Here is a 22,537-nt window from a genome sequence, read left to right on the forward strand (position 1 = left end):
TTAGTAATCAAGCTCGTTGGCTGGGTCCCAGTAAACGGTTTTAAAGTTTTGCACCTTGTCACCGGTTACCATTACACCCTCCGCTGCCAGCAGGGCTTTGCGGTGCTCAATGCCACCCGTGTCACCGGTTAGGCGGCCCTGACTGTTTACCACCCGCTGAAAAGGAACGGGTGGTGTAACACCATCAAGCAATCCCATTGCCTTACCCACCTTGCGCGACCAGTTGCCCGCACCCAAGAAACGGGCAATGGCACCGTATGAAGTTACCCTTCCCGGCGGAACCTGGCGGGCAACCTCAAAAACGTGATTGTTAAAGTTTGCATCGGCGGCACACATATATTAATCAAACGAAAATTTAAGGTAGTTGATGTTCTTATTATCCTTTAAATACTTCTTTTCGTAGTAAGTTTTAATATTAAGCACTTCATCTGCATACGGGGAGTGATAAAGGTCCTCTGTTTTTACATGCAGCTTAAGGCCTAACTCTTCTATTTTTTCGGCAGTGTAGGCATGCAGCCCGTCGTTATCAGTTTTAAGGTTAATAAAACCTCCCGGTTTAAGCAGCTGCTTGTATTTTTCGAGGAAACGAGGAGCGGTTAACCGCTTTTTTTCCCGGCTTATTTGTGGCTGCGGATCAGGGAAGGTAATCCATATTTCATCAACCTCTCCGGGGGCAAAAAAATCAGTAAGGTTTTCTATCTGGATACGCAAAAAGCCAACGTTGGTAATACCTTCTTCAAGCGCAGTTTTGGCACCCCGCCATATGCGGTTACCTTTGTAATCTACCCCAATAAAGTTTTTTTGCGAAAATAACTGTGCAAGGTTCACGGTGTATTCGCCCTTACCGCAGGCCAGCTCAAGTACTACGGGCTGGTTATTTTTAAAAAATTCAGCAGCCCAATTGCCTTTATAAGGAATACCTGCATCTAACTGTACCACATTGCTGAATGTGTCAACCTCGGCAAAACGTTTTAATTTATCTTTTCCCACTTGTGTTTAAAAACGTCAAAAATACAAAGAATATAACAAGCGCAAACATTGCATTGCCAGCAAAGCCTGCCAAACGTAAAAACAGCCTGCATGTTAAAAATTATTACATTTGCCGCATGGCTTCTGTTAAACCCTCGGTACCTAAAGGCATGCGCGATTTCTCGCCGGCCGAAATGGTAAAACGCAATTATATTTTCGACACCATAAAATCAGTTTTCCGTAAATTTGGCTATCAGCAAATTGAAACCCCAACTATGGAAAACTCGGCCACGCTGATGGGAAAATATGGCGATGAGGGCGACAGGTTGATATTTAAAGTTCTTAACAGCGGCGATTATTTAAGTAAAGCACAACCCGAGTGGCTGGCAACAACTAATGCCAAGCTTACTAATCATATATCAGAAAAAGCACTGCGGTACGACCTTACCGTGCCTTTTGCCCGCTATGTAGTGCAGCACCAAAATGAAATTACTTTCCCTTTTAAGCGCTTTCAGGTGCAGCCGGTTTGGCGCGCAGACAGGCCGCAAAAAGGCCGTTACCGCGAGTTTTACCAGTGCGATGCTGATGTTGTAGGATCAAACTCGTTATTAAATGAGGCCGAGTTTATTTTGATTTATGATGAAGTGTTGAGCAAGCTTGGACTAACTGATTTTACTATCAAAATTAACAACCGTAAAATACTGGCCGGTATTGCCGAAATTATAGGTAAGCCCGAGCTTATAGTTGACATGACGGTGGCCATTGATAAGCTTGATAAAATTGGACTTGAAGGTGTGGTAAGCGAGTTACTGACCAAAGGATTTACCCAGGAAGATGTTGACCGTTTGCAACCGGTTATATTACTACAGGGTGCCAATGCCGAAAAGCTGGAAAAACTAAAAATCATTCTTTCGGCATCTGAAACTGGGCTTAAGGGTATTGCCGAATTGGAAACAATATTTGGTTACCTGCAAAGCTTTACGCTGCTTAAAGCCACTGTTGAAGTTGATATTACCCTTGCCCGCGGATTGAATTATTATACAGGAGCAATTTTTGAGGTTAAAACTAATGAAACCGTTATGGGCAGCATTGGCGGCGGCGGCCGTTATGATGACCTTACCGGCATGTTTGGCCTTAAAGGATTAACCGGTGCAGGCATTTCTTTTGGCGCCGACCGTATATATGACGTATTAGAAGAACTTAAGCTTTTCCCCGAAGCAAGTAACCAAACCACACGAGTTTTAATTTGCCCGTTTGATATTTCGGCCGAAACGTTTGCGCTGCCGCTATTGCAGCAATTGCGCACTGCCGGTATTAATGCTGAACTATACCCTGCGGGTGCCAAAATTAAAAAGCAGCTTGATTATGCCAATAATAAAAACATACCGTATGTAGTGGTTATAGGCAGCGATGAAGTGCAAAGCGGAGAAATTACGCTTAAAAACATGCAAACCGGCGAGCAGCAAAAAGTTTCTGCTGCCCAGGTATCAGAGGCCGTAAAATAAAGCAAATAGCAGCGATGTATATTAATAACATCACTCCTCTACCTGCTCTTTTAAATATTCCAGCGCCTTCTTTAAATCAGCTTTGGTTTTGTGGATGTCTTTCCAGGGGTCGTCAATGTTTTTAAGCCTGTCGGGCATGGTGTAAATAGTATAATCAGCAAGAGAAAGCTTATCATTTACTTCATCCCAGTGCAGCGGCGTTGACACCGTTGCCCCAGGTTTAGGCCGTACCGAATATGGCGCAGCAATGGTTTGTCCGCGGCGGTTCTGCAAAAAATCAATATAGGTTTTGTTTGGCCGCTTAGCCGGACTACGTTCTATGCTGGTAATATCGGGTAGCTCGGCATGCACCAGCGTTGCTGCATACTCGGCAAACATTTTTACAAAATCATAATCGTATTTAGCACCCAGATAACAGTAAATATGCAGTCCTTTTGAGCCTGATGTTTTGATAAACGTTTCAAGCTTCATGCGTTTAAATATTTCCCGGGTTTTAAGGGCCACCTCTACGGCATCGGTAAAAGGCACGTCGTGCGGGTCAACATCAATTACTACATAATCAGGCTTATCGGGTGTTTGATAGCTGCTTAGCCATGGGTTAATCTCTATGCTGCCTAAGTTTACTACATATAATAACGTAGCCTCATCATGGCCAACAATGTAGTTTATGTTTTTATCATTACTTTCCGAGTAAAGCTTTTCGGTTTTTATCCACGAAGGCAGGTGCGTTTCATCCACATCTTTTTGAAAAAAACCAGGGTCATCAATGCCGTTAGGCTGCCTGCGCATTGATAAGGCTTTGTTTTTAAGATAAGGTAGCATATAAGGTGCTATGTCACGGTAATAGTTTAAAAGCTCTCCTTTGCTTATGCCTTCCTTTTTCCAGTACAGCTTATTTTGGTTAGTTAACTTAACTTTTTTGCGGCCGTAAGTCACGGTAGTTTCGTCGGCCAGTTGCTTGTCGGGGGTTTCCTGTAAAACGTTGCCGGCTTCTTTGTCCATACGCAAACCTTTAAACACCGGATGGCGCATGCTTCCGTCTTCTGTCCACTCCGAATAAAAAACTTCGCACACCAATTCGGGCTTTACCCAGGTAACCTTGCCGTGATAATTAATTTTGTCGGCAAAGGGTCGCTCATCGGTAATTAAAGGTTCAAGCTTTTCATATAAGTCTTTCAAGCTTTCAGTATTGAAACCGGTACCGCAATTACCAATGTATCTTAAATCTTCCCCTTGCTGCAAACCCAGTACCAGCGAGCCTAAATGCTTACGGCTTCCCTTTGGCTCGGTAAACCCGCAAATAACTGCCTCCTGCGAGTTTTGTAACTTAAACTTCAACCACCGGTCAGAACGGCGACCACCGTCATATGCGCTCTGCGTATCTTTACCTATCACGCCTTCCCAGCCTTGCTTTTGCGCTTTTATCAGCATGTCTTTACCCTTACCTACGGTATGCTCCATATAAAAAATGGAAGTATCATCAGGGAAGGTATCAACAAAAGCCTTCAACAGTTCCTTGCGTTTTATCAACGGCAGTTCGCGCAAATCATGACCATCCAGCCGCAATAAATCAAATACATAGTATTTAAGTGTGCGCTTGTTTTTCTGGCTGTCGTAATTTTGCAGGTCCTGAAAAACGCTGCGGCCATTGTTGTCTTCCAATACAATTTCACCATCCAGCACGGCGCCTTTTGGCAAAGCCTTAATGTCTTCAAAAACCTTTTCGTATTTACCATTAAATTCAATGCCGTTACGTGATATAAGGGCGGCATCTTTACCTGTATAGCCCAGCGCACGGTAACCGTCTATCTTCATTTCGTATAACCAGTTCTTGTCGTCGAAGATCTTTGGCTCGAGTTTAGCCAGCATAGGTTTATACCTGCGGGCAGTTACGTCCTTTTCTTCAGCATTACTGCCTGCTACCTTATTTTCCTTTTTTTTTGCTGCTGGCTGGGCTTTAGGTAAGTCAATATTCAGCAATTTATGCTTAGGCAGTTTTTTTACTTTACCATCCTTGTTATTTTTCAGTTCCTTAATGTTTTCAGGAATCAAATCTTCACTGCTGAATTTTTTAGTTACGGCATACTCATCTTTATGCTTTATGAGCAGCCATGAATTGTCATCATCCTTATCGGCATTGTGTAACTTTACCAATGCAAATTCACCGTTTAACACTTTTCCTTTAAGCCTGAATTTTAAGTTACCCGCCTTCAATCCTTTGTGTAACTCCTTCACATCATCGCTACGGTTTTCGGCTAGTGACTCATAAGTACCCTGGTCAAATGTTATTACTATACCCGCGCCGTACTCACCGTTAGGTATAATGCCTTCAAAGTACTGATAGTCGTACGGATGATCCTCTACCATCATAGCCAATCGTTTATCACCGGGGTTTAGCGAAGGACCTTTGGGCACTGCCCAGCTTTTGAGCACACCATCTAACTCAAGCCTGAAATCATAATGCAAATGCGAGGCATGATGCCGCTGCACTACAAAACGCAGTTCTTTATTATCGCTTTTACCACCCTTAGGCTCCGATGTTTTTTTGAAGTTACGCTTGGCTTCATACTTTTCTAAACTCATGGCTTAAGCTCCTTTTTTGTTAAGACTTTGCATTAGCTGTTCGTATAAATCATCGCCTTTAGTTTTGGCAACTTTAAGCTTTTTAATGGTTGGGCGTTTGCCTTTAGCTTTGGCTTTAATAATTTTTAAAAGTTCGTCGGTGTAATCATCTTTAAACTTCGATACGTTAAAATCTTCGGTATACTGTTTTATGAGGGCAAGTCCCATATCAAGCTCCTTTTTACTTACGTTAGCATCAGGCAGTTTAAGGTCATCAGTATTACGCAACTCCTGGGCAAAACGTATCTTACTTACCACCAAAGCGTTTTCTACCGGGTGTATAATGCATAAGCTTTCGGTATTACGCAGCACAAAGCGGCCAAAACCGGCTTTGCCTGTCTTTTTTAAGGCTTGTAACAGTAGGTTATAGGCTTTGCTGTTTTTTGCATCGGGCTCGGCGTAATACGATGTTTCGTAGTACATAGGGTTAATATCCTGCGCCTCCACAAAACTTTCTATTTCAATAAGCTTCGTTTTCTCAGGACTGGCATCTTCAAAGTCGCGCTGCTCAAGCACTACATAATCATCGTTAAGCTTGTAAGCACGTACAATTTTATCATAAGGCACCTCCTTGTGTGTATGTTCATTAACGCGCAAGAAACGGATTTTGGCGTGGTCGCGCCCGTCGAGCATATCCAGGTCAAGAGAGCTGCTTTGCACGGCGGAGTACAGTTTTACCGGTATATTTACCAAACCGAAACCAATTGAACCTTTCCATATAGACCTCATCATAACAACAGCGTTTAGGTATATATAACCGTTAAACTGCTCAATGAGTTTTTGCATCAACAAACGAATGTTTAAGTTGATATACAACAATATATCGTTTCAACTGTAGTTATACTACTCTTTGCCTTTACCTGTATGAATGCTCAGTTACAACAAATACAAAGCGCATTGAAAGAGATGGTACTCACCTATATTGAAGCACAAAAGGTGGATATAGAATCATCATACGATGCCAGGGTTAACGCTGCCGAAACCAACATAAGGGTTATTGCTAATAAACGCCTGCCTTTTTCAGTATACGATTTGATGAAGCATTTGCATGTGCTGGATGAAATTGAGTTTGAAAGCTCAGAAGCATCGGTACAATATGTGGTGCAAATAATTGCCAGTATAACCAACTTTACAACTATTTGGGAACGATGCCTGAGCCGTTGGGGAAACCAGGGAGCAGCGCAGGTTGCCCTGCAAAACGTATTTGAGCTTTGCGACAGTATGAAGAGCAACTATCAAACTATTACCGCCTTTGCTGCCAATTCGTAGTACACGCGTACTGCCCCTTCAATTTTACTTTGGCCTTACGGGTTAAGCCTGAGGTAACTGCATGATTAATGAACTGCATTTTGTACCTTTGTAAACTTTTTTGCATTGGTTTAACAGTTACACTAAAGGCTAACGTATAACGCCTTTGTAAATATTAATCCTTCGCTTAAACAAGCAATCATTTGCAGGTTAAGGGTAAGCTATGCTATCCCTCAGTTGCAATAATGGCTTCAAAAAATGAGATAATACATCATGTTAGATAAATTAGAACTGATACGTGACCGCTGGCAAACAGTAGAGAACGAACTAAGCAGCCCGGATGCAATGGCTGATATGAAACGCTTTGCCCAGCTTAACAAGGAATATAAAGATCTTACCGCCGTTGTTGAGCAGTATAAAATTTACAAAAACATACTGAGCAACATTGATACAAACAAAGAAATTTTAGCTACCGAAAAAGACGAGGAGTTTCGTGAGATGGCTAAAATGGAACTGGACGAATTAATTACACAGCGCGAGGAGAAGGAAGAAGAAATACGCTTAATGCTGATTCCGAAAGATCCGGAAGATGCGCGCCCTGCTATTGTTGAGATACGTGGCGGCACCGGTGGTGATGAGGCTGCTCTTTTTGCCGGCGACCTTTACCGCATGTACATGCGGTATTGCGAGCGCATGGGCTGGAAAACAGAACTGGTTGATTTTACCGAGGGAACATCGGGCGGCTACAAAGAGATTGTGTTTAACGTAAATGCAGAGGATGCTTACGGTACGCTGAAATATGAATCGGGCGTGCACCGTGTGCAGCGTGTGCCTGATACGGAAACGCAGGGTCGTGTTCATACATCGGCCGCAACAGTAGTTGTGCTACCAGAGGCTGACGAGTTTGATATTGACCTTAAGGTAAGCGATATACGTAAAGATTTATTCTGTGCGTCTGGTCCGGGTGGGCAATCGGTAAATACCACTTACTCGGCGGTGCGTTTAACCCACATACCTACCGGTATTGTGGCGCAGTGCCAGGATCAGAAGTCGCAGTTGAAAAACTATGACAAGGCTTTACAGGTACTTCGCTCACGTATTTACGAGGTTGAACTTCAAAAACACCTGGAAGAAACGTCGAAAAAACGCAAAACCATGGTATCAACCGGCGACCGCTCGGCCAAGGTTCGCACCTATAATTACCCACAGGGCCGTGTTACCGAGCACCGTATTGGATTAACTATTTATAACCTTCCAAACGTTATGAACGGTGATTTACAAGAGATTATGGAATCATTACAGTTTGCTGAAAATGCCGAAAAACTGAAAGAAGGAACAGTTGCATAATTTTTAAAAAAAGTTCTTGCACAAAGCAAATGTGATTTCTATATTTGCAGTCCCAAACGGGAGGAGTGGTAGTTCAGCTGGTTAGAATACATGCCTGTCACGCATGGGGTCGCGGGTTCGAGTCCCGTCCATTCCGCTAAAAGAGCCGCAAGGCACACCGAAAGCGCTTAAATCAATGATTTAGGCGCTTTTTTTGTGCGCAAAGGTGTCGGTTCTTATCATCAGGGGAATTCTGCTATATGGATTTGTTTATCCATTTGCCATGTAGATTTTTTGATCATTTTAAACTAAAGCATAAACTATAAGTGAAAGAGCAACAATCGGCAGATGTGTATCGGGACTCGAACCCGGGTTCATGTGTTGCTACATGTTTTCAACCTGCGAAGTATCATCCGCCTACGGCATCTCTCATTATAAGCTAAATGACAGAAGGCAACTAATGAAGTTATTATTCGATTACAACGACCGATATCGAACCGGCGAGACAAAGTAGCGCATATTTAACTCACCTTAACTTTTCAATCTCTTAAAAAAGGGTAACAGGCAACAAGTGAAATGCACCTTGCGGTGCTCCTGCTCTACCAACTGAGCTACACTGGCCTAAGCCAATGACCGGACTCGAACCGGCGACCTGGACGTTAACAGCGAAGTAACACTCATTTACGACACCTTTTTTTATATGTAAGAGGGGCAATTACCTCAGTAGTTAACTCCACCCTACTTTTTTTTAACCATACACCAATGAATTTGACGAGCATCTCAGGTTCTGACTCAAAATAATAATTTTTCACGACACCTCTTTTTAAAAGAAGGGTAAAAAGCAATAAGCCATTCCTATCCGTCCGTAAGCAAGGCCCCGGCCGCGGATCCAAGCGAAGTAAGACTTATTTACGACACCTTCTTTGTAATAAGGAGCAACAGGCGAACGCGGGACCGGGGCACGCCTTGGGACTCGAACCCACAGTTTAGTTAAACAATACTGACCAGCCCCTGAAATGGTGAGCGAAGTAACCCGTTTCTACGGCATCCTTATGTTTTTTATTTCTTTTTAAAATATGAGGCGTTAGCTTCCTCATACTTGGTTTATAGTTCTATATTATGGATAGCATCCAATGCCGAACCTCCGTTTTCTAAAGCAGCTAACACTTCAAAAACCTTATCGCTCCAGCCGGCTATCAGGTATACATCATTGCGCAATATTTGCAAAGGCGCTTGTCCGTAACCTTTCAGGTCAAACAGGTAGAGCTTTGCACTTGGCAATACCTCTGCCTTGTAGCGTAACCACAAGGGTTGTATGTAATCGCCGGTGGTTGACGAACTGTTCCATAACTGGGCATCAGTAAACATAAACACTTTGTCCATTTTTACCTTGCGCTGTAACAGGTCTTTGATAACCAGGTAGCCATTGGTGCTGTAACCCACCTCGCCCTCGCGGCGATAAAACTCCTGCACGTTACCTAAAATGTTATTACGCGGTACAGCAATGGTTTTCCATGTATCACCAAACATACCCACTTCTACATTTTTGCAGCGGCTTTGCAGTAACATGGCCAGCATCAAACCCACATCGTAAAGCAATACCTTGCTTTTAGCCGATACCGGTGTTTGCATCGATCCAGAAACGTCGCAGGCTAGCAGTACGCGGGTTTCATAACCGAAACCTTTAATGTTGGCAGCACTTGCCTGTACGGCTTTTTCCAATGCATTCAACAGTTCGCCGGTATAACCCTTATTGCCGCCGTGAATTAAAGCAGTTAGTTTTTTTGCCAGGCTTTGCGCAGGAACTTTGGTAACTGCGGGGTTAACCAGCTCGCGGTAGGCAGCCAAATAACGAAACGGAAACTGCTTTGCTTTAGTCACCTCATTGGCATCGGCTAAACGGACGCATACTTTTTCAAAGTGCGCGTAGCTTACACCGGCCTCCTGTATGTTGCGCAGGTTACGCAGCAGGGCCATGTAGCCCAGCTTGCCGCTGTCTATCAGTTCTTCCCACTTGGTGCGGAACGCTATGACCTTGGCCTCGTTGCTATCAAAGTTAAACTGACCTAAGGCCGACAGCTCCGTTTCCCAGGTGTAAGGCGTTTGCAAGTCTCCGTTCACTATTTTATTGAATAGTAGTTGCTGCAATTCGTCTTTTGCTTTAGGGTGCACCAAAAACAAGGCGTCGCGCAGTTTAATGGCGCCATCGCGGTTGTATTTACCAAATTGATATTCGTCAAAACGGTTAAAGGCTGTGCTTAATCCTTTTTGCAATTGCTTGCTCAGGCGGTTCAGCTTTTTAGTGCCGGTACGCTTGTTCAGCATTTCGTAGCAGGCCAGTAATTCGGTAATTTCATCGGCACGGCCGATTACACCATCGGCAACCCGGGCAACCAGGCTATCGCCCGAGTGCAGCGCAGCTAACTCAGTTACCAGTACCAGTGGTACCGAACGCATGTGCATTTTGGTACGGGCATATACGGCCAGCTTACCCACAAATTCGGGCTTACACGCATATATTAGTTGGCGCAGGCGTGTTAAACGCGTCTCATCTTTTTCATAAAAGGAATCATTTAAGCTCCAGGTAACCACGGCGGTATACAGCTCCATTTCGGGCGATAGCGTATATGCTATTTCACCTGCGTGGTTAACGGTCTGGTTTTTGAATTTGCTTAACAGGTTGAATTTCATTGTGAACCTCCTTTTTCTTTTATGTTGATACAAAGAAATAGTGGCACTGCGCAGTGTATTTGCGTAGGTGAATAATTTTGAAAAAAAGTTAAAATTTTTTCTAGACCAAAGATAGATTCGGATTCTTTGAGTTGTACGAGTTCGAATTTCGTTCAGGGTACTGCGAATTGCCGAATTTAGTAGGGAACCTTATTATGATAAAGGCACACGCGACACGTACGCCAGCAAGGAGGGCGTACATTAGGAATACTACTAGAAATGAGTAACTTGCAGAACTTTTACTAGTTAATATTGTTAATAACTTGTAGTTTACTAAAATTTTTAGTATATTTGATACCCCCATTAATCCCAATTGTGAACACATTTTATGTCAAATTCATTTAAATTTAAAAAGTCAGTGCAATCAGTAACTTTTTTTGCTCAAAAAGAAGGAGGTACTATCAACTACATGAAAGCTGGCAAATTAGTTTATTTAGCTGATAAATTGCACTTACGTAAATATGGACGATCAATCACTAATGATACTTATGTGGCAATGAAAAATGGGCCTGTCCCTTCGAGGACAAAAGATATTATCCTTAAATCAGAATGGTTTGGGCATGATATAGTTGAGTACTCTAATATGTATTTAACTAGGCCGGAAGGTTATAATATTTCTTCAATAGGCGAACTAGAGAGTAAGGTGTTTTCACAAACGGACCTTGCTCTTTTGGAGCAGGTTTACAATGAATACGGACATCTAAATGAGTTCGATTTGAGTGATTACACCCATACGTTCCCTGAATGGAAGCGCTTTGAATCACAGTTGACTGCTGATCGGAACAGGGCATTTCCAATAATTTCGGATGATTTGTTTTTACCATTGAATAGTGATAGAACATTATCTCAAAATGAAGAACTCTTGGCTATGAGCAAAGAGGTTTACCAAAACATGTATTAAGCTTTTATGGTACCTCTTAATGTGCTTGTAGAAAGTTTGGTTATCGGTAATATCTATTATTTCATTAACCCACAGATCAACTCTCAAGAACCTCACCCGCATTTATATGTAGGTGATAAAGATGACAAATCTGCTTTTTTAATTTGTGGTACTTCTCAATTTGAGAAGAGAAAACGCTATTTCGAGTTAGTCGGTTTACCTTACGAGACCTTGGTAAGAATACGTCCTTCAGAAGATAATAAGTTAACAACTGATACATACATTAATTGTAATGATGTGCAGACCCATGATTTTAATTCACTTTTTACATACAGTAAATTTTCATTCTACGGGACGACTACAAAATCCGAACAATATGAAGTTAAAAACGGAATTTCGATAAGTGTCCTTGTTGAAGAGGATGATAAAGAAATTATCTTGGGTCAATTTCCAGATTTTGATCTATAACAACCACTATAAAGAAGTCATTGCTCTTAGCTGGCACATAAGTATACTCATAATGATCACCCTTTAATCCTCACCTCCCGCAAGCGTCCCGCCTGTGGTTGAACCCCTGTAGATTATCGCGTTTTCTTTGTCAATCTATAACTTGACCATAAGCGGTATCCTTGCGGTAGCGGGGCACATGCGGCATCCTTGCGCTATCAGGGGGATGATGGTTAAATTGCAGATAATAAAATTCACTTAATAGCTATTTTCAATTTCACCTTGAGGAAAAACTTTCTATTTTTGTCCTAATGGTAATTACAATTACCCTACTAAAAGTAGTTTACTACGGATTAGGAATTTTATTGACAATAATAAAAATTCACCGAGAGGTTAAGGGAATGAATTGAAGGTAGGATAGCAATATCCCCCTTTGGAGTAATGTCCATAAATACACCAGATAATAAAACATTAGTTTATGGGGCTCTGCCCCTTTTTTATTTTTTTAACTTCATTTTACGGTATAATACCCTAAGAGTTAGATTAAGTTTTTTAGCTAACTCTCAAGGTTAATTGTAAATGATAGGACAGTGCTTGCATTATGTTTAAGAGTAGTAAAGAGGAAATTGAGCCGTTTGACATTATTTCAATAGAATCCTTAAGCTATCAACAGAATTCTTTATAGATTTATCGTTTTTCAAATTATCAAGATTACTTGAAAATTTCTCAATCTTCTCAATCAATTCTTTTACTGGAGGGGATGTTACTATTGGTTTCACAAGCTCGATCATTGCTCTGAATTTCCTTGCACATAAGCTGTGCTGTAGCTTATCTGACACTTTAGAATCATTAAACGATAACACTGCTACATTTGCTTGATGTGAATCCAATTGTGATAAAAGAGAAATATAAATTGGTTGTGCTGCCATAGTGATACCGTTGCCATTTGTAATAAATACTTCAACTAAAGCAAGAACGTATTTTTTACTTATTTGCTTAGGTAGTTTTGGAGGGTCGCCAACAACACGTTGTAATTGTTTGGCAAATGAGGGTTCATTATAAAAATTATTCATGCCCCTGTGTGCCGTTAATAAATTGTTAATTGATGTTTCAATTTCGACGCCTCTTAAATCATTAGGGATATAACTTTCGCCATTAACAATCTGTAAAAACTCTCTTGATAATTTCTTCTCATGTTGGTAATTTGCAGCAACAAAATTTCCATATTTTAATCCAAAGGTGTCTCTTGTATCTTCATCAACTCTATTCCAAATCAGAGGAAGTAGGCGATTAATGTTTTGAAGCGTTTGACTATTAGTATCAGGCTTAGTGTAAATACCAAAGAAGCCAGAGACCAGATTGTTAACTTGCTCTTGTGTTAAATTTGTAAAGAAAACTGCGATTTCTTGGGCTTCCTGTGAAGATATACTACTTGTTTTTATCCCAGCTAAGAGTTGCTTGATTTTCGTGGTTTGATTTGATATTGGTAAAGAGATAACCTCATTTACGCATGTTTCGAGCCACGAAATTAATTGTAAACCAGTTATTGCGTTCTGATTAGGATGTGCAGCACTTGCCCAATTTCGCATATAATTGATATATTCTAAATGCTTAGCTCCTAATTCCGATATAAGGCCAATTTCTTTAGCCCCTTTAATTAAATCATAATCATCAACTTTATTAAGATCACTTTCATCTCTGAGTCTTTTTCTTTTATCTCCAGAAACGGCATTATCGTAGAAATATTCCAAATCATATTGAACAACTCTTTTTCGGATTTGAATAATTGTTTCATCCCATAAATAGTTTAAAGCCGCATCAAATAATCCAGACGCTACTCCGGCTATAAATTTTGACAGATACAAGGATTGCTCTTTTTCTTTGCGATCAATTTGTGAAATCACAGATTCAAGGTTTTTAAAAACTTTAACTCTTTCCGGTACATTAACAAATATATTATCTGATGGCAAATTGTGTTGTTCTAAAAAATCTATAAGCCCACCTTCAAATTCACGAAGTTGTAAATCATAGTTTGCTTGCTTTATTATTTCTGGTTTATTTTCCATAACATAATGTATCATTATTAATTAATAAAAATATTTAAATAATATCACTTTGAAAGCCTCAATCCTCCGGCTTCTCCCTTGCATCCGCCATCCTTACAATTCTTGGTTCAAACCTGGCCAGTACCTCTACCAAATTTTCCTGCGCGGCCATTACGGCGTGGATGTCTTTGTAGGCCATAGGGGCTTCGTCCATGTCGCTACCCATGAGGGTAATTCGTTTATCAACCAGGTTGGCGGCTATCAAAGCTTTATCCAGCCTTTTAAAGGCGGCGCTACGGCTCATGGCCCTTCCGGCACCATGACTGGCCGAATTAATACTTTCGGTATTACCTCTACCGCGTACCAAAAATCCGGGCGTACTCATGCTGCCGGGGATAATACCCAACACACCTTCGCCGGCCGGGGTTGCACCTTTACGGTGTACCATTACCTCCGTACCATCGGCTAGTTGCTCTTTCCAGGCAAAGTTGTGGTGGTTCTCTACCATTGCCATGGGTTTAAGGCCTAAAGCACGGGCAATTTTATTGTGGATTTCGTGGTGATTGGCGCTGGCATACTCGCCGGCCAGGTTCATGGCTATCCAGTATTCTTGTCCTTCGTCTTTATCCAGGTCTAACCAGGCCAAATGCTTGGCTTCTGTAGGCAGCTTGGTTTTGGTCATGGCTATCTTACTGTAATGGTCGGCCACGCTGCCACCAAAACCACGCGAGCCAGAGTGTGACAACAAAGCCAGGTATTTACCTGCCGGGATGCCAGCCATAGCGCCTTCGGCAATAGTCAGTTCGCCCCATTCCACAAAGTGGTTGCCGGTTCCGCTGGTGCCTAACTGCGCATAAGCCTTATCTTTTAACGAGCGAATAACTTTGGTTTCGTTCCAGGTTTTGCTATCAAACAATGAACTGTCAAAGTAAGATTTGGTAGTACAGCCCATCCCAAAGTAAGTGTTGTCTACCAATATGTTTTTCAGCTTGTCCGTTTCAGTATCCACCGCTTCGGCAGGTAAATCAAAAATGCTTAAACACATACGGCAGGCAATATCAACACCTACGGCAAAGGGTATAATGGTATTGGCCGTAGTAGCCAAAACGCCGCCAATAGGCAAGCCATAGCCCTGGTGCGCATCGGGCATCAGTGCGCCGGCAACAGCAATAGGTAATTGTACCGCAGTTTTCATCTGCGCCAGCGCACCTACTTCAATATGCTCCAATCCCCATACCGGGAAATCGGCAATCTCTTCTTTCAGCTTAAAGTTGGTGCGCTCCTGCTTTATAAATTTCCCTTTTTTACGCAGGGCTATTACGTCTTCGGCCAGGTTTTTGAACTTACCGCCTTTCTTTAAGGCATAAGGCATAGGGTCGTTAATCAAGGCTTCTAAGTTGGCCAGTATTTCGGGCTTGGCCATTACGCCGTGTTTTAGCAAACCGTTAGCCACGCGGCTAAAGTTTACCAGTATTTCTACATCATCAATGCCTAATGCATTTAATTCGTTGTTGCTTATTTTATGCTTTTCCATATCTGTAGCAATAATTGAATTTATAATCTCCGGGCTGGAAACCCTCTCTCCAATTTAAGAGAGAGGGGGCGTTTTAAACGCTATTGGCCTTTCAACAATACAAAGAGAAACAACAACTGCGCAGCGTATTTGCGCAGTAAAAATTAATTTATAATTTCATCAAAAAATAGTCCGAAATCGAACTTCCTACATCCAAAATCAAGAATGCCTGTTAACCGCAATGCCCTCATCCGTTACCGTACCATTGACCAGTGCCTGCAAAATCGCAAAAGAAGGTGGACGCTGGACGATTTGATTGAAGCATGCAGCGATGCCATTTATGAATACCAAGGTATTGATACCGGCGTAAGCCGCCGTACCGTGCAGGCCGATATTGAAATGATGCGCAGCAACAAGCTGGGTTACGAAGCGCCCATAGCAGTAATTGATAAAAAGTATTACACTTATACCGATAAAACGTACAGCATTACCAACAGCCCGCTAAATCAACAGGATATGCAGGTACTGAGCGAGGTTTCGGGTTTGTTAAAGCAGTTTAAAGGTTTTGGTCACTTTGCCGACGTTAACGAAATGGTAAGCAAACTGGAAGACAAAATTTACACCCAAAAAACGCACAGCGCCCCGGTTATTGATTTTGAAAAGAACGATAATTTAAAAGGCCTGGAGTGGCTAGAGGTAATTAGGAAAGCCATTGTTGCTAAACGAACGCTGTGTGTTACCTATCAATCGTTCAAGGCCCGTGGTCCCAGTACGTTTTGCATCAGCGGTTATTTGCTTAAAGAGTATCGTAACCGCTGGTTTGTGCTGGGGCAATCACACCAGCGTAATTCGCCTTTGCTTACCCTGGCTTTAGATCGTATACAAACCGTTGAAGAACACGCTGACGATTACCGCGAGAACACCGAGTTAGACTTGACCACTTATTATAACGATGTTATAGGTGTAACCAAAACCCCTAATCAACGTGACTGTGAGGTGGTTTTTTGGATAGATAAAGACAATGCGCCCTATATTATAACCAAGCCCCTGCACCACACGCAAAAGCTGCTGAGCGAGGATCAAACCGGCAAAATATTCAGCATACGTGTTATTTTAAATTTTGAACTGGAGCGTGAACTGTTAGGCTTTGGCGCTAAGATACGGGTGTTAGGCCCGCGCATATTGGTTAAACAAATAAAGGAGCAGTTTTGGAAAGCTTTGGAAGGATATAAACAGGAGCAGCGTGATGATGAGGCGGAAGAAACGGCAAGGTAAATGCAACTGTAGCTCTCCTGTAAACACTCCCTTCCTTATATATTCATTTCTTAATATATTTAAGAGCATGATGTGTTACGTTTCATAAAAAGTCCGCGTATTGGTTTAAGTAACCTTTAACAAACTTAAAGCAGGTATCATGCGGCATAGTTTCATTTTTACCCTTACTATAATTGCAGGTATTTTAGTTTCAGTTTCTTCATGTATTAAAGAAGCCGATGAACCGGTAATAGGCTGCGAACCAAGACCACAATTGGTGTTGCCGCTAAACATAGTAGATGCTGCAACATCAGAAAATCTGTTTTTTTCTGCTACACCTCGGTATCAGGTTAAAGACCTTTACTTTTTCCGTAAAGCCGATGTTAATAGAAAAGATACCATCCGCCCTACCGTGTATGGCAACGCGAACGTAAAAGTATTCCTTGTGCCGTTAAAAATACAAAGCACCGGCGATACGCTGATTATGAAAACCGGAAACCACGCAGATGATGCCATCATTTACTCGGTAAAAAATGTGAATGGAGACTGCCCTTATACAACGCTCTACAACGTTTTGTATAATGGGTCAGAACTGGCAGCTAGCGGGTCGGGATACATCATCAAAAGATAAATCGCATTCCGTGTAGGTGTAAAACATGTTTAACCATTAATTTCCCGACACAATGAGCATTTTTTAAAGTTAAGATATGGTTGCTATTAAAAAAAGCAACATATCTACCCATTGACACGTCATACACCTCATTTAAAAATAGCAATATTGGGCGGCGGACCAAGTGCATTGTTCATTTACAAGCGACTAGTCGAATCAGGCAGAAGCAATATAGAAATTGACATTTTTGAAAAAGGTGGCCGGTTAGGTGCGGGCATGCCTTACAGTGCCGATGGCGCTAATGATGAACATATAACAAACGTATCAGGCAATGAAATACCTGATATTGTTACACTCGTTGCCGAGTGGATATGCACTGTACCTAAAGATACGCTCGACAAATTTCGTATTGACCCAAAGCAGTTTAACGAGTATAAAACCCTACCACGCCTATTATTCGGGCAGTATTTGGGCGATCAGTTTAAGCTGCTGCAACAACAAGCTAAAGAGGCCGGCATAGTAACCAATGTTCACTTTAACTGCACAGTAACCGACGTAGCAGATAACACTGCAAATGAAAAAGTAACAGTAACCTTGAATGGGGATAGCGGTGCTGAGTTTGATAGAGTAATTATTTGCACCGGGCATTTGTGGCCTAAAAAACATGAAGGTAAAATTGAGGGCTATTATGATTCGCCTTATCCCCCATCAAAATTAACTTTTAAGGCTAATCATCCGGTAGCGGTTCGCGGGTCATCATTAACTGCAATTGATGCTATACGCACATTAGGCCGATATAACGGAACCTTTAATAAAGATGAGCGTGGCAAAGTTGTGTATAAGGTTAAAGCCGACTCGCCCGACTTTAAAATTCAAATGCACTCGCGCAACGGTTTGTTACCTGCCTTACGCTTTCACCTGGAAGATTCTCATCTGGGTAAAGACACCATACTTACTGCAGATGAAATTGCAGCTGTAAGAGCAGAAAACGACGGTTTCCTGCCGTTAGATTATGTTTTTGACAAAAACTTTAAGGCCGGCGTACAACAAAATGATCCGGCTTATTATGAAGAAATTAAAGACCTCTCTATTGAAGGGTTTGTAGGCAAGGTTATGGAGCTACGTGAACGGGTTGATGCTTTTAAGTTGCTTGCAGCCGAATACACCGAAGCAGACAGATCGATTAAGCGTCGCGAATCTATTTACTGGAAAGAAATGCTCGGCGTTTTAAGCTTTGCAATGAACTATCCGGCCAAATACTTCTCAGCAGAAGACATGCTTCGTCTAAAACGTGAATTAATGCCTTTAATATCTGTCGTAATTGCTTACGTACCTCAAAGCTCAGCTGCAGAAATGCTTGCCATGCACCAGGCCGGGCACCTCGATATAGTGTCGGTTGGTGATGACAGTAAGGTTGAAGCATTAGATACAGGTGGCATCATTTATCACTATACTGATGAACAGGGTGAGCATCATGAACACTATCAAACATTTGTTGATTGTATTGGTCAGCCCCATTTGTCGTTTGATGAATTGCCCTTTAAAGGACTGGTAGATGGCAAAACAGTTAGCAGAGCTAAACTATACTTTAGAGATCAGCAGCAAGGAAAGCAAGAGCAGGAAAAACAAGGTGACCAGGTTGGTGTGGACAGGGATGGGCGGTATTACCTAACCGTTCCGGGTATTACCATTAATGATAGCTTTCAGGCTGTTGACGAGTACAACGCACTCAACGAGCGTATATACGTAATGGCCGTGCCATTTATTGGCGGTTACAACCCTGATTATTCGGGTTTGGACTTTGGCGAGGCCGCATCAGTAGCAATTGTAAAAACACTATTGGCATAATTACTGTTAACTAATAAAAAAACATACCTATGGAATCTACAGAAAAAACAATTGACGTATTACAGGATCTTATTGAAATTAATAATGACCGCGTAGCTGGTTTTGAAAAAGCTATTGCTGATATTAATGATGAGAACATTGATTTAAAAGCCATTTTTCAGGAGTACTCGGCACAAAGCCGTAAGTTTAGCCAAGAGTTAACTGCATTGACAGCAGCACGTGGTGGCGAAGCAGAAACTGGCAACAGTGTAAGCGGCACCTTACACCGCGCATGGATTGACGTAAAATCATTATTTGGCGGCAGCGACCGTGCAAGCATCCTTTCAGAAGCTGAACGTGGCGAAGATGCAATTAAGAAAGCATATCAAACTGCGTTAACTGAAGGCCAGCTTTCGGGCGAAGCGTTACAAACAGTAACCGCACAATCGCAAGATATTAATGCTGCACATGATGCCATCAGAGGATTAAGAGATGCCTCTAAATAAATAACAAAATACTTAAAAAGCTGCGGTAGTACGCAGCTTTTTTTATATGGAAGAACCACTTAAACTTTTTATGGTGCTTTTAGGCTCCAAGCCTTTAAAACGTACAGTTGAGCAGCATGACTATTTCTTCGGAATTGCCAAGTCGCTTCAGGAACTGGTGCCTCAAATGATTGAATTTTGGCCGGAGGCCGGGAGCAGCTTACACATTGATGGCTGGCGTGAAATCAATCACGTTGATGGCTATTCGGTTACGGTAAATGCCAAGTCTGATGTAAAGACATCTGAAAGCAGCAAACGTCTATTCTTTGTTAATTTAGGCGGCTATCAAAGCGGTAAACTGGAAGAGCAACACTACACGCTGCTTACAGTACAAGACGACCGCAAAGGCGCTATTAAAACATCAACTATGACTCCTTTTTTTAAAGAGGCCAGCATTGCAAGTGTAAAAAGTGCCAGTGCTCATATTGATGAAAAATACGGCATCGACGTAGATGATGTTTATCGTGTTGACGATGTACTGTCTGACGAAACCAGATCAAAGTATGATATCGTACTTAGCAAGTGTGCAGATGGCCAACATGATCAAATACATTTAGGTTATTTTAAACTGGATAAATTATAAGCGACGATCTTATCAAAGTAGTTTATAACCGTCAATTTAAAAAGTTTTACGAGCACTTATTCATGTATTGAAGACTTCTCTAACGTAAAACGTTTGGACGAAGCATTCCACTCAATAATCAAAGGAGCTTGATCGTTACCTACGTTTCTCGATAGTCCTACTTTCTGCTTTTCTGCATCTACAACCTCTAAATTATCATAAATAATAGTCATTATGTTTCCTATAGCATCTTCAACATTAGATAGATCAATAACCTGAAATATCTTACCGTTATTTTTTTGGAAAATTTTCAACTCACTCAGTACCGCTTTGTCAGCACCGCTAACCTTGTTATAACATGCTATAAAGTAAAACCGTGTCAGCGACTGCGCTTGTAGTATATCGACACCAGAAAATACTTGCTCAGGTTCTAAATCCAAAAGCTTGGACACAAACGTTAAACTCACGCGCAATTTATTAACGGTTGCCTTATTTTGCCATGAGCCAGGGCATTGCTTTTCGGAAAAAACAAACTGCAGTACGGCAGAATAACTTTTACCAGACACCTCATAAAGCGTTACCTGCTTACTACGCTCATCAAATATACCCTCCAGCCTGATTGGAGAATTGTATTTGTTATACTTATAAACGCCAATAACGTTAAACTTCTTTTTAGCAGGCTCGCCAAAGTAACCTTTACGCACCTGCATAGATAGTGTTATTGGAAACTTGCCAATGGTGCCTTCGAAATTATAGCATTCATACCAACCGGCATAAGCGTTTGTAGTGGCACAAAACAATATGAAAAACAGGATTCTTAACATTTTTGCAGGATAAATAAGTAAATGAACCAAAAAAAGATTGCTATACACTAAACCAAAAGAGTCTTTTATAAGATTTAATAAACGGCAAAATTTAAGTTGATGCTTAATTATAAACAATGGCTAAAAAATTGATATTAAACTGCCATACTATAGTTACCTTGTTAAACATAAAGTAAGACATATGAGTGAGAAGAACATACTTGGATTTTCATACAAAGTAACCGAAGTTACGCTTAATGCAATTGACGAAAACCTGCAGATAACCCAAAGATTTGCAACAAAAGCAGTAATAGATATCATTAACGAGAAACTCAAACTTCAGAACTTTAAGGTAGACGAGAATACTCTACGCGTGAAGTATGTAAATGATCAGCTTTTTTTAGAAGGCTTTGCAACGGAAATAAAGGAACACAAATCAGTTGGCTTCCTTTCAGGCAGGTAATTTTGCAATCAAAAACTAGTCGTCAAGTCCATCAATAATGTTTCTTAAAATAGCGATGGTTGAAACTATAAACCCGATAAGAAATGAAGATCCGTTAGCTAAATATGCGTTTAACATTACTGCAACAACTATTACAAAAGCTAAATAGCTCATCAAAATAAAAGAAATTTTCAGTCGCTTTTTATTTCTTGTCTTTCGTTTTTGAGCATCCCAAGCTTTCGCAAAGGAAGCGTTGATTAATTCTTGTTCATCTTGTTTAGTATTAAAGACAGCTTCGATCTGATTATTTATTTGATTCCATTCCTCAAAGTTGTTTAAATTCAATGCCTCATAATTTGTAAGAAAATCAATCATATCTACCTGCAGCTGGGTTATATCATTCCCATAATAAACATCATAATATTCAAGTTCCACAATCCTGTCTATCTCAAAAGGCGATAAAAGACGGTAAATGTTTAAACTTCCAAGCTGTTGTAATGCAATCTCATTGAGGAACTGAAAATTATTAGCAACTAACTTTTGATATAGTAATGCCAACAATACCCTAGTACAAATGGCATTTTCAAACTCTCTAACGTAAACATTTAATAGTTGGATTACTTCATTTTCAGTATTAGCCAAAGATAATTCTTTAAAGAAATAATCTGGCTCTTCCGTATTCAAGATAATTTGATCAGCCCATGATCTTACATCTTCAAGAAGAACAAGTTGCCGAACTAATCCTTCTCGAAAAACGCAAAGTATTAATTTGAAATCGTCAGGTTTAGGGGATATCATATGCTATACCAATGATTGAAATTAGCTAAAAATCTCTTTATCTAATCTAAGCCTTGATTTTAAACTTTGTAGTATTACAATCTTGAACTCAAATACATCTATCAACTACCTTAAATTTCATTGTTGAGTTAACTAAACGGTTTACACTTTTTATTAAAGGGTATATATTTCCGTTACTACTTAGCTGTTAAATCAATTTTCTAAAATCAAACATTTTCTTGCTTGCATGAGCATAATATATTTCTATATTTGCAGTCCCAAACGGGAGGAGTGGTAGTTCAGCTGGTTAGAATACATGCCTGTCACGCATGGGGTCGCGGGTTCGAGTCCCGTCCATTCCGCTTTTTCAATATCAAAAACAGTAAAAACCCCTTAGATGACACCATCTAAGGGGTTTTTCATTTTAAAGGC

The 22,537-nt window shown here is 41.1% G+C and carries 20 protein-coding genes and 2 tRNA genes; 13 read left to right on the forward strand and 9 right to left on the reverse strand.

Features of this window, described 5'->3' with window-relative positions; genetic code table 11:
- Positions 1 to 336 (reverse strand): MGMT family protein, encoded by a 336-nt coding sequence (locus GO816_RS04970; RefSeq protein WP_157540260.1) that lies wholly within the window; start codon positions 334 to 336, stop codon positions 1 to 3.
- 3 nt (positions 337 to 339) lie between these two features.
- On the reverse strand, positions 340 to 990 hold the full coding sequence (trmB, locus tag GO816_RS04975) for a tRNA (guanosine(46)-N7)-methyltransferase TrmB (RefSeq protein WP_317163589.1): 651 nt from the start codon (positions 988 to 990) through the stop codon (positions 340 to 342).
- A 116-nt stretch (positions 991 to 1,106) separates the two neighbouring features.
- Between trmB and hisS the strand changes: the two genes are divergently transcribed.
- Positions 1,107 to 2,474, forward strand: coding sequence for a histidine--tRNA ligase (hisS, locus tag GO816_RS04980; protein WP_157540261.1), 1,368 nt, complete (start codon positions 1,107 to 1,109; stop codon positions 2,472 to 2,474).
- A gap of 30 nt (positions 2,475 to 2,504) precedes the next feature.
- Here hisS and ligD read toward each other — a convergent pair whose 3' ends face one another.
- Complete coding sequence (ligD, locus tag GO816_RS04985; RefSeq protein ID WP_157540262.1) at positions 2,505 to 5,057, reverse strand: DNA ligase D; 2,553 nt, start codon at positions 5,055 to 5,057, stop codon at positions 2,505 to 2,507.
- Between the two features lie 3 nt (positions 5,058 to 5,060).
- On the reverse strand, positions 5,061 to 5,825 hold the full coding sequence (ku, locus tag GO816_RS04990; RefSeq protein WP_157540800.1) for a non-homologous end joining protein Ku: 765 nt from the start codon (positions 5,823 to 5,825) through the stop codon (positions 5,061 to 5,063).
- Between the two features lie 135 nt (positions 5,826 to 5,960).
- Between ku and GO816_RS04995 the strand changes: the two genes are divergently transcribed.
- The 3 genes from GO816_RS04995 (at position 5,961) to GO816_RS05005 (ending at position 7,827) form a co-directional block, all read left to right on the forward strand.
- Positions 5,961 to 6,365 (forward strand): hypothetical protein, encoded by a 405-nt coding sequence (locus GO816_RS04995; RefSeq protein ID WP_157540263.1) that lies wholly within the window; start codon positions 5,961 to 5,963, stop codon positions 6,363 to 6,365.
- Between the two features lie 252 nt (positions 6,366 to 6,617).
- The gene (gene prfA / locus GO816_RS05000; protein WP_157540264.1) at positions 6,618 to 7,691 is read left to right on the forward strand and encodes a peptide chain release factor 1; all 1,074 of its coding nucleotides are present in this window, start codon (positions 6,618 to 6,620) and stop codon (positions 7,689 to 7,691) included.
- Positions 7,692 to 7,753: 62 nt separating this feature from the next.
- Positions 7,754 to 7,827, forward strand: a tRNA-Asp gene (locus GO816_RS05005).
- Positions 7,828 to 8,774: 947 nt separating this feature from the next.
- Here GO816_RS05005 and GO816_RS05010 read toward each other — a convergent pair.
- Positions 8,775 to 10,361: a TROVE domain-containing protein gene (locus GO816_RS05010; RefSeq protein ID WP_157540265.1), complete on the reverse strand. Its 1,587-nt coding sequence runs from the start codon at positions 10,359 to 10,361 to the stop codon at positions 8,775 to 8,777.
- A gap of 367 nt (positions 10,362 to 10,728) precedes the next feature.
- Between GO816_RS05010 and GO816_RS05015 the strand changes: the two genes are divergently transcribed.
- Complete coding sequence (locus GO816_RS05015; RefSeq protein ID WP_157540266.1) at positions 10,729 to 11,301, forward strand: Panacea domain-containing protein; 573 nt, start codon at positions 10,729 to 10,731, stop codon at positions 11,299 to 11,301.
- Between the two features lie 6 nt (positions 11,302 to 11,307).
- A complete protein-coding gene (locus GO816_RS05020; RefSeq protein WP_157540267.1) occupies positions 11,308 to 11,748 on the forward strand; it encodes a hypothetical protein in 441 nt (146 codons plus the stop codon).
- A gap of 620 nt (positions 11,749 to 12,368) precedes the next feature.
- Here the strand turns inward: GO816_RS05020 and GO816_RS05025 are convergent.
- Positions 12,369 to 13,793 carry a hypothetical protein gene (locus GO816_RS05025; RefSeq protein WP_157540268.1) on the reverse strand — a complete coding sequence of 475 codons (1,425 nt, stop codon included), beginning with the start codon at positions 13,791 to 13,793 and terminating at the stop codon, positions 12,369 to 12,371.
- 58 nt (positions 13,794 to 13,851) lie between these two features.
- A complete protein-coding gene (locus GO816_RS05030; RefSeq protein WP_157540269.1) occupies positions 13,852 to 15,306 on the reverse strand; it encodes an RtcB family protein in 1,455 nt (484 codons plus the stop codon).
- A gap of 204 nt (positions 15,307 to 15,510) precedes the next feature.
- Between GO816_RS05030 and GO816_RS05035 the strand changes: the two genes are divergently transcribed.
- The 5 genes from GO816_RS05035 to GO816_RS05055 all read left to right on the forward strand — a co-directional run bounded on the left by GO816_RS05035 (position 15,511) and on the right by GO816_RS05055 (position 20,104).
- Positions 15,511 to 16,560, forward strand: coding sequence for a helix-turn-helix transcriptional regulator (locus GO816_RS05035; protein ID WP_157540270.1), 1,050 nt, complete (start codon positions 15,511 to 15,513; stop codon positions 16,558 to 16,560).
- Positions 16,561 to 16,699: 139 nt separating this feature from the next.
- A complete protein-coding gene (locus GO816_RS05040) occupies positions 16,700 to 17,170 on the forward strand; it encodes a hypothetical protein (RefSeq protein WP_157540271.1) in 471 nt (156 codons plus the stop codon).
- A gap of 111 nt (positions 17,171 to 17,281) precedes the next feature.
- A complete protein-coding gene (locus GO816_RS05045; protein ID WP_157540272.1) occupies positions 17,282 to 18,997 on the forward strand; it encodes an FAD/NAD(P)-binding protein in 1,716 nt (571 codons plus the stop codon).
- 29 nt (positions 18,998 to 19,026) lie between these two features.
- The gene (locus GO816_RS05050; protein WP_157540273.1) at positions 19,027 to 19,482 is read left to right on the forward strand and encodes a ferritin-like domain-containing protein; all 456 of its coding nucleotides are present in this window, start codon (positions 19,027 to 19,029) and stop codon (positions 19,480 to 19,482) included.
- Between the two features lie 46 nt (positions 19,483 to 19,528).
- Positions 19,529 to 20,104: a DUF1543 domain-containing protein gene (locus tag GO816_RS05055; RefSeq protein WP_157540274.1), complete on the forward strand. Its 576-nt coding sequence runs from the start codon at positions 19,529 to 19,531 to the stop codon at positions 20,102 to 20,104.
- Between the two features lie 56 nt (positions 20,105 to 20,160).
- On the opposite strand, the gene GO816_RS05060 is transcribed toward GO816_RS05055, so the two are convergent.
- A complete protein-coding gene (locus GO816_RS05060) occupies positions 20,161 to 20,907 on the reverse strand; it encodes a hypothetical protein (protein ID WP_157540275.1) in 747 nt (248 codons plus the stop codon).
- Between the two features lie 181 nt (positions 20,908 to 21,088).
- Between GO816_RS05060 and GO816_RS05065 the strand changes: the two genes are divergently transcribed.
- Positions 21,089 to 21,349 carry a hypothetical protein gene (locus GO816_RS05065; protein ID WP_157540276.1) on the forward strand — a complete coding sequence of 87 codons (261 nt, stop codon included), beginning with the start codon at positions 21,089 to 21,091 and terminating at the stop codon, positions 21,347 to 21,349.
- Between the two features lie 15 nt (positions 21,350 to 21,364).
- Here GO816_RS05065 and GO816_RS05070 read toward each other — a convergent pair whose 3' ends face one another.
- The gene (locus GO816_RS05070) at positions 21,365 to 22,126 is read right to left on the reverse strand and encodes a hypothetical protein (RefSeq protein ID WP_157540277.1); all 762 of its coding nucleotides are present in this window, start codon (positions 22,124 to 22,126) and stop codon (positions 21,365 to 21,367) included.
- 267 nt (positions 22,127 to 22,393) lie between these two features.
- Between GO816_RS05070 and GO816_RS05075 the strand changes: the two genes are divergently transcribed.
- Positions 22,394 to 22,467: transfer RNA gene (locus tag GO816_RS05075), tRNA-Asp, on the forward strand.
- Positions 22,468 to 22,537: the final 70 nt, after the last annotated feature.

The sequence above is a fragment of the Mucilaginibacter aquatilis genome (genome assembly GCF_009755275.1).
GTDB lineage: Bacteria > Bacteroidota > Bacteroidia > Sphingobacteriales > Sphingobacteriaceae > Mucilaginibacter > Mucilaginibacter aquatilis.

What these genes read in the sequence shown, in the direction of transcription:
- GO816_RS04970 (WP_157540260.1), bottom strand. Translation starts at nt 336, where the DNA reads ATGTGTGCCGCCGATGCAAACTTTAACAATCACGTTTTTGAGGTTGCC.
- hisS (WP_157540261.1), top strand. Translation starts at nt 1,107, where the DNA reads ATGGCTTCTGTTAAACCCTCGGTACCTAAAGGCATGCGCGATTTCTCG.
- ligD (WP_157540262.1), bottom strand. Translation starts at nt 5,057, where the DNA reads ATGAGTTTAGAAAAGTATGAAGCCAAGCGTAACTTCAAAAAAACATCG.
- ku (WP_157540800.1), bottom strand. Translation starts at nt 5,825, where the DNA reads ATGAGGTCTATATGGAAAGGTTCAATTGGTTTCGGTTTGGTAAATATA.
- GO816_RS04995 (WP_157540263.1), top strand. Translation starts at nt 5,961, where the DNA reads ATGAATGCTCAGTTACAACAAATACAAAGCGCATTGAAAGAGATGGTA.
- prfA (WP_157540264.1), top strand. Translation starts at nt 6,618, where the DNA reads ATGTTAGATAAATTAGAACTGATACGTGACCGCTGGCAAACAGTAGAG.
- GO816_RS05010 (WP_157540265.1), bottom strand. Translation starts at nt 10,361, where the DNA reads ATGAAATTCAACCTGTTAAGCAAATTCAAAAACCAGACCGTTAACCAC.
- GO816_RS05015 (WP_157540266.1), top strand. Translation starts at nt 10,729, where the DNA reads ATGTCAAATTCATTTAAATTTAAAAAGTCAGTGCAATCAGTAACTTTT.
- GO816_RS05020 (WP_157540267.1), top strand. Translation starts at nt 11,308, where the DNA reads ATGGTACCTCTTAATGTGCTTGTAGAAAGTTTGGTTATCGGTAATATC.
- GO816_RS05025 (WP_157540268.1), bottom strand. Translation starts at nt 13,793, where the DNA reads ATGGAAAATAAACCAGAAATAATAAAGCAAGCAAACTATGATTTACAA.
- GO816_RS05030 (WP_157540269.1), bottom strand. Translation starts at nt 15,306, where the DNA reads ATGGAAAAGCATAAAATAAGCAACAACGAATTAAATGCATTAGGCATT.
- GO816_RS05035 (WP_157540270.1), top strand. Translation starts at nt 15,511, where the DNA reads ATGCCTGTTAACCGCAATGCCCTCATCCGTTACCGTACCATTGACCAG.
- GO816_RS05040 (WP_157540271.1), top strand. Translation starts at nt 16,700, where the DNA reads ATGCGGCATAGTTTCATTTTTACCCTTACTATAATTGCAGGTATTTTA.
- GO816_RS05050 (WP_157540273.1), top strand. Translation starts at nt 19,027, where the DNA reads ATGGAATCTACAGAAAAAACAATTGACGTATTACAGGATCTTATTGAA.
- GO816_RS05055 (WP_157540274.1), top strand. Translation starts at nt 19,529, where the DNA reads ATGGAAGAACCACTTAAACTTTTTATGGTGCTTTTAGGCTCCAAGCCT.
- GO816_RS05060 (WP_157540275.1), bottom strand. Translation starts at nt 20,907, where the DNA reads ATGTTAAGAATCCTGTTTTTCATATTGTTTTGTGCCACTACAAACGCT.
- GO816_RS05065 (WP_157540276.1), top strand. Translation starts at nt 21,089, where the DNA reads ATGAGTGAGAAGAACATACTTGGATTTTCATACAAAGTAACCGAAGTT.
- GO816_RS05070 (WP_157540277.1), bottom strand. Translation starts at nt 22,126, where the DNA reads ATGATATCCCCTAAACCTGACGATTTCAAATTAATACTTTGCGTTTTT.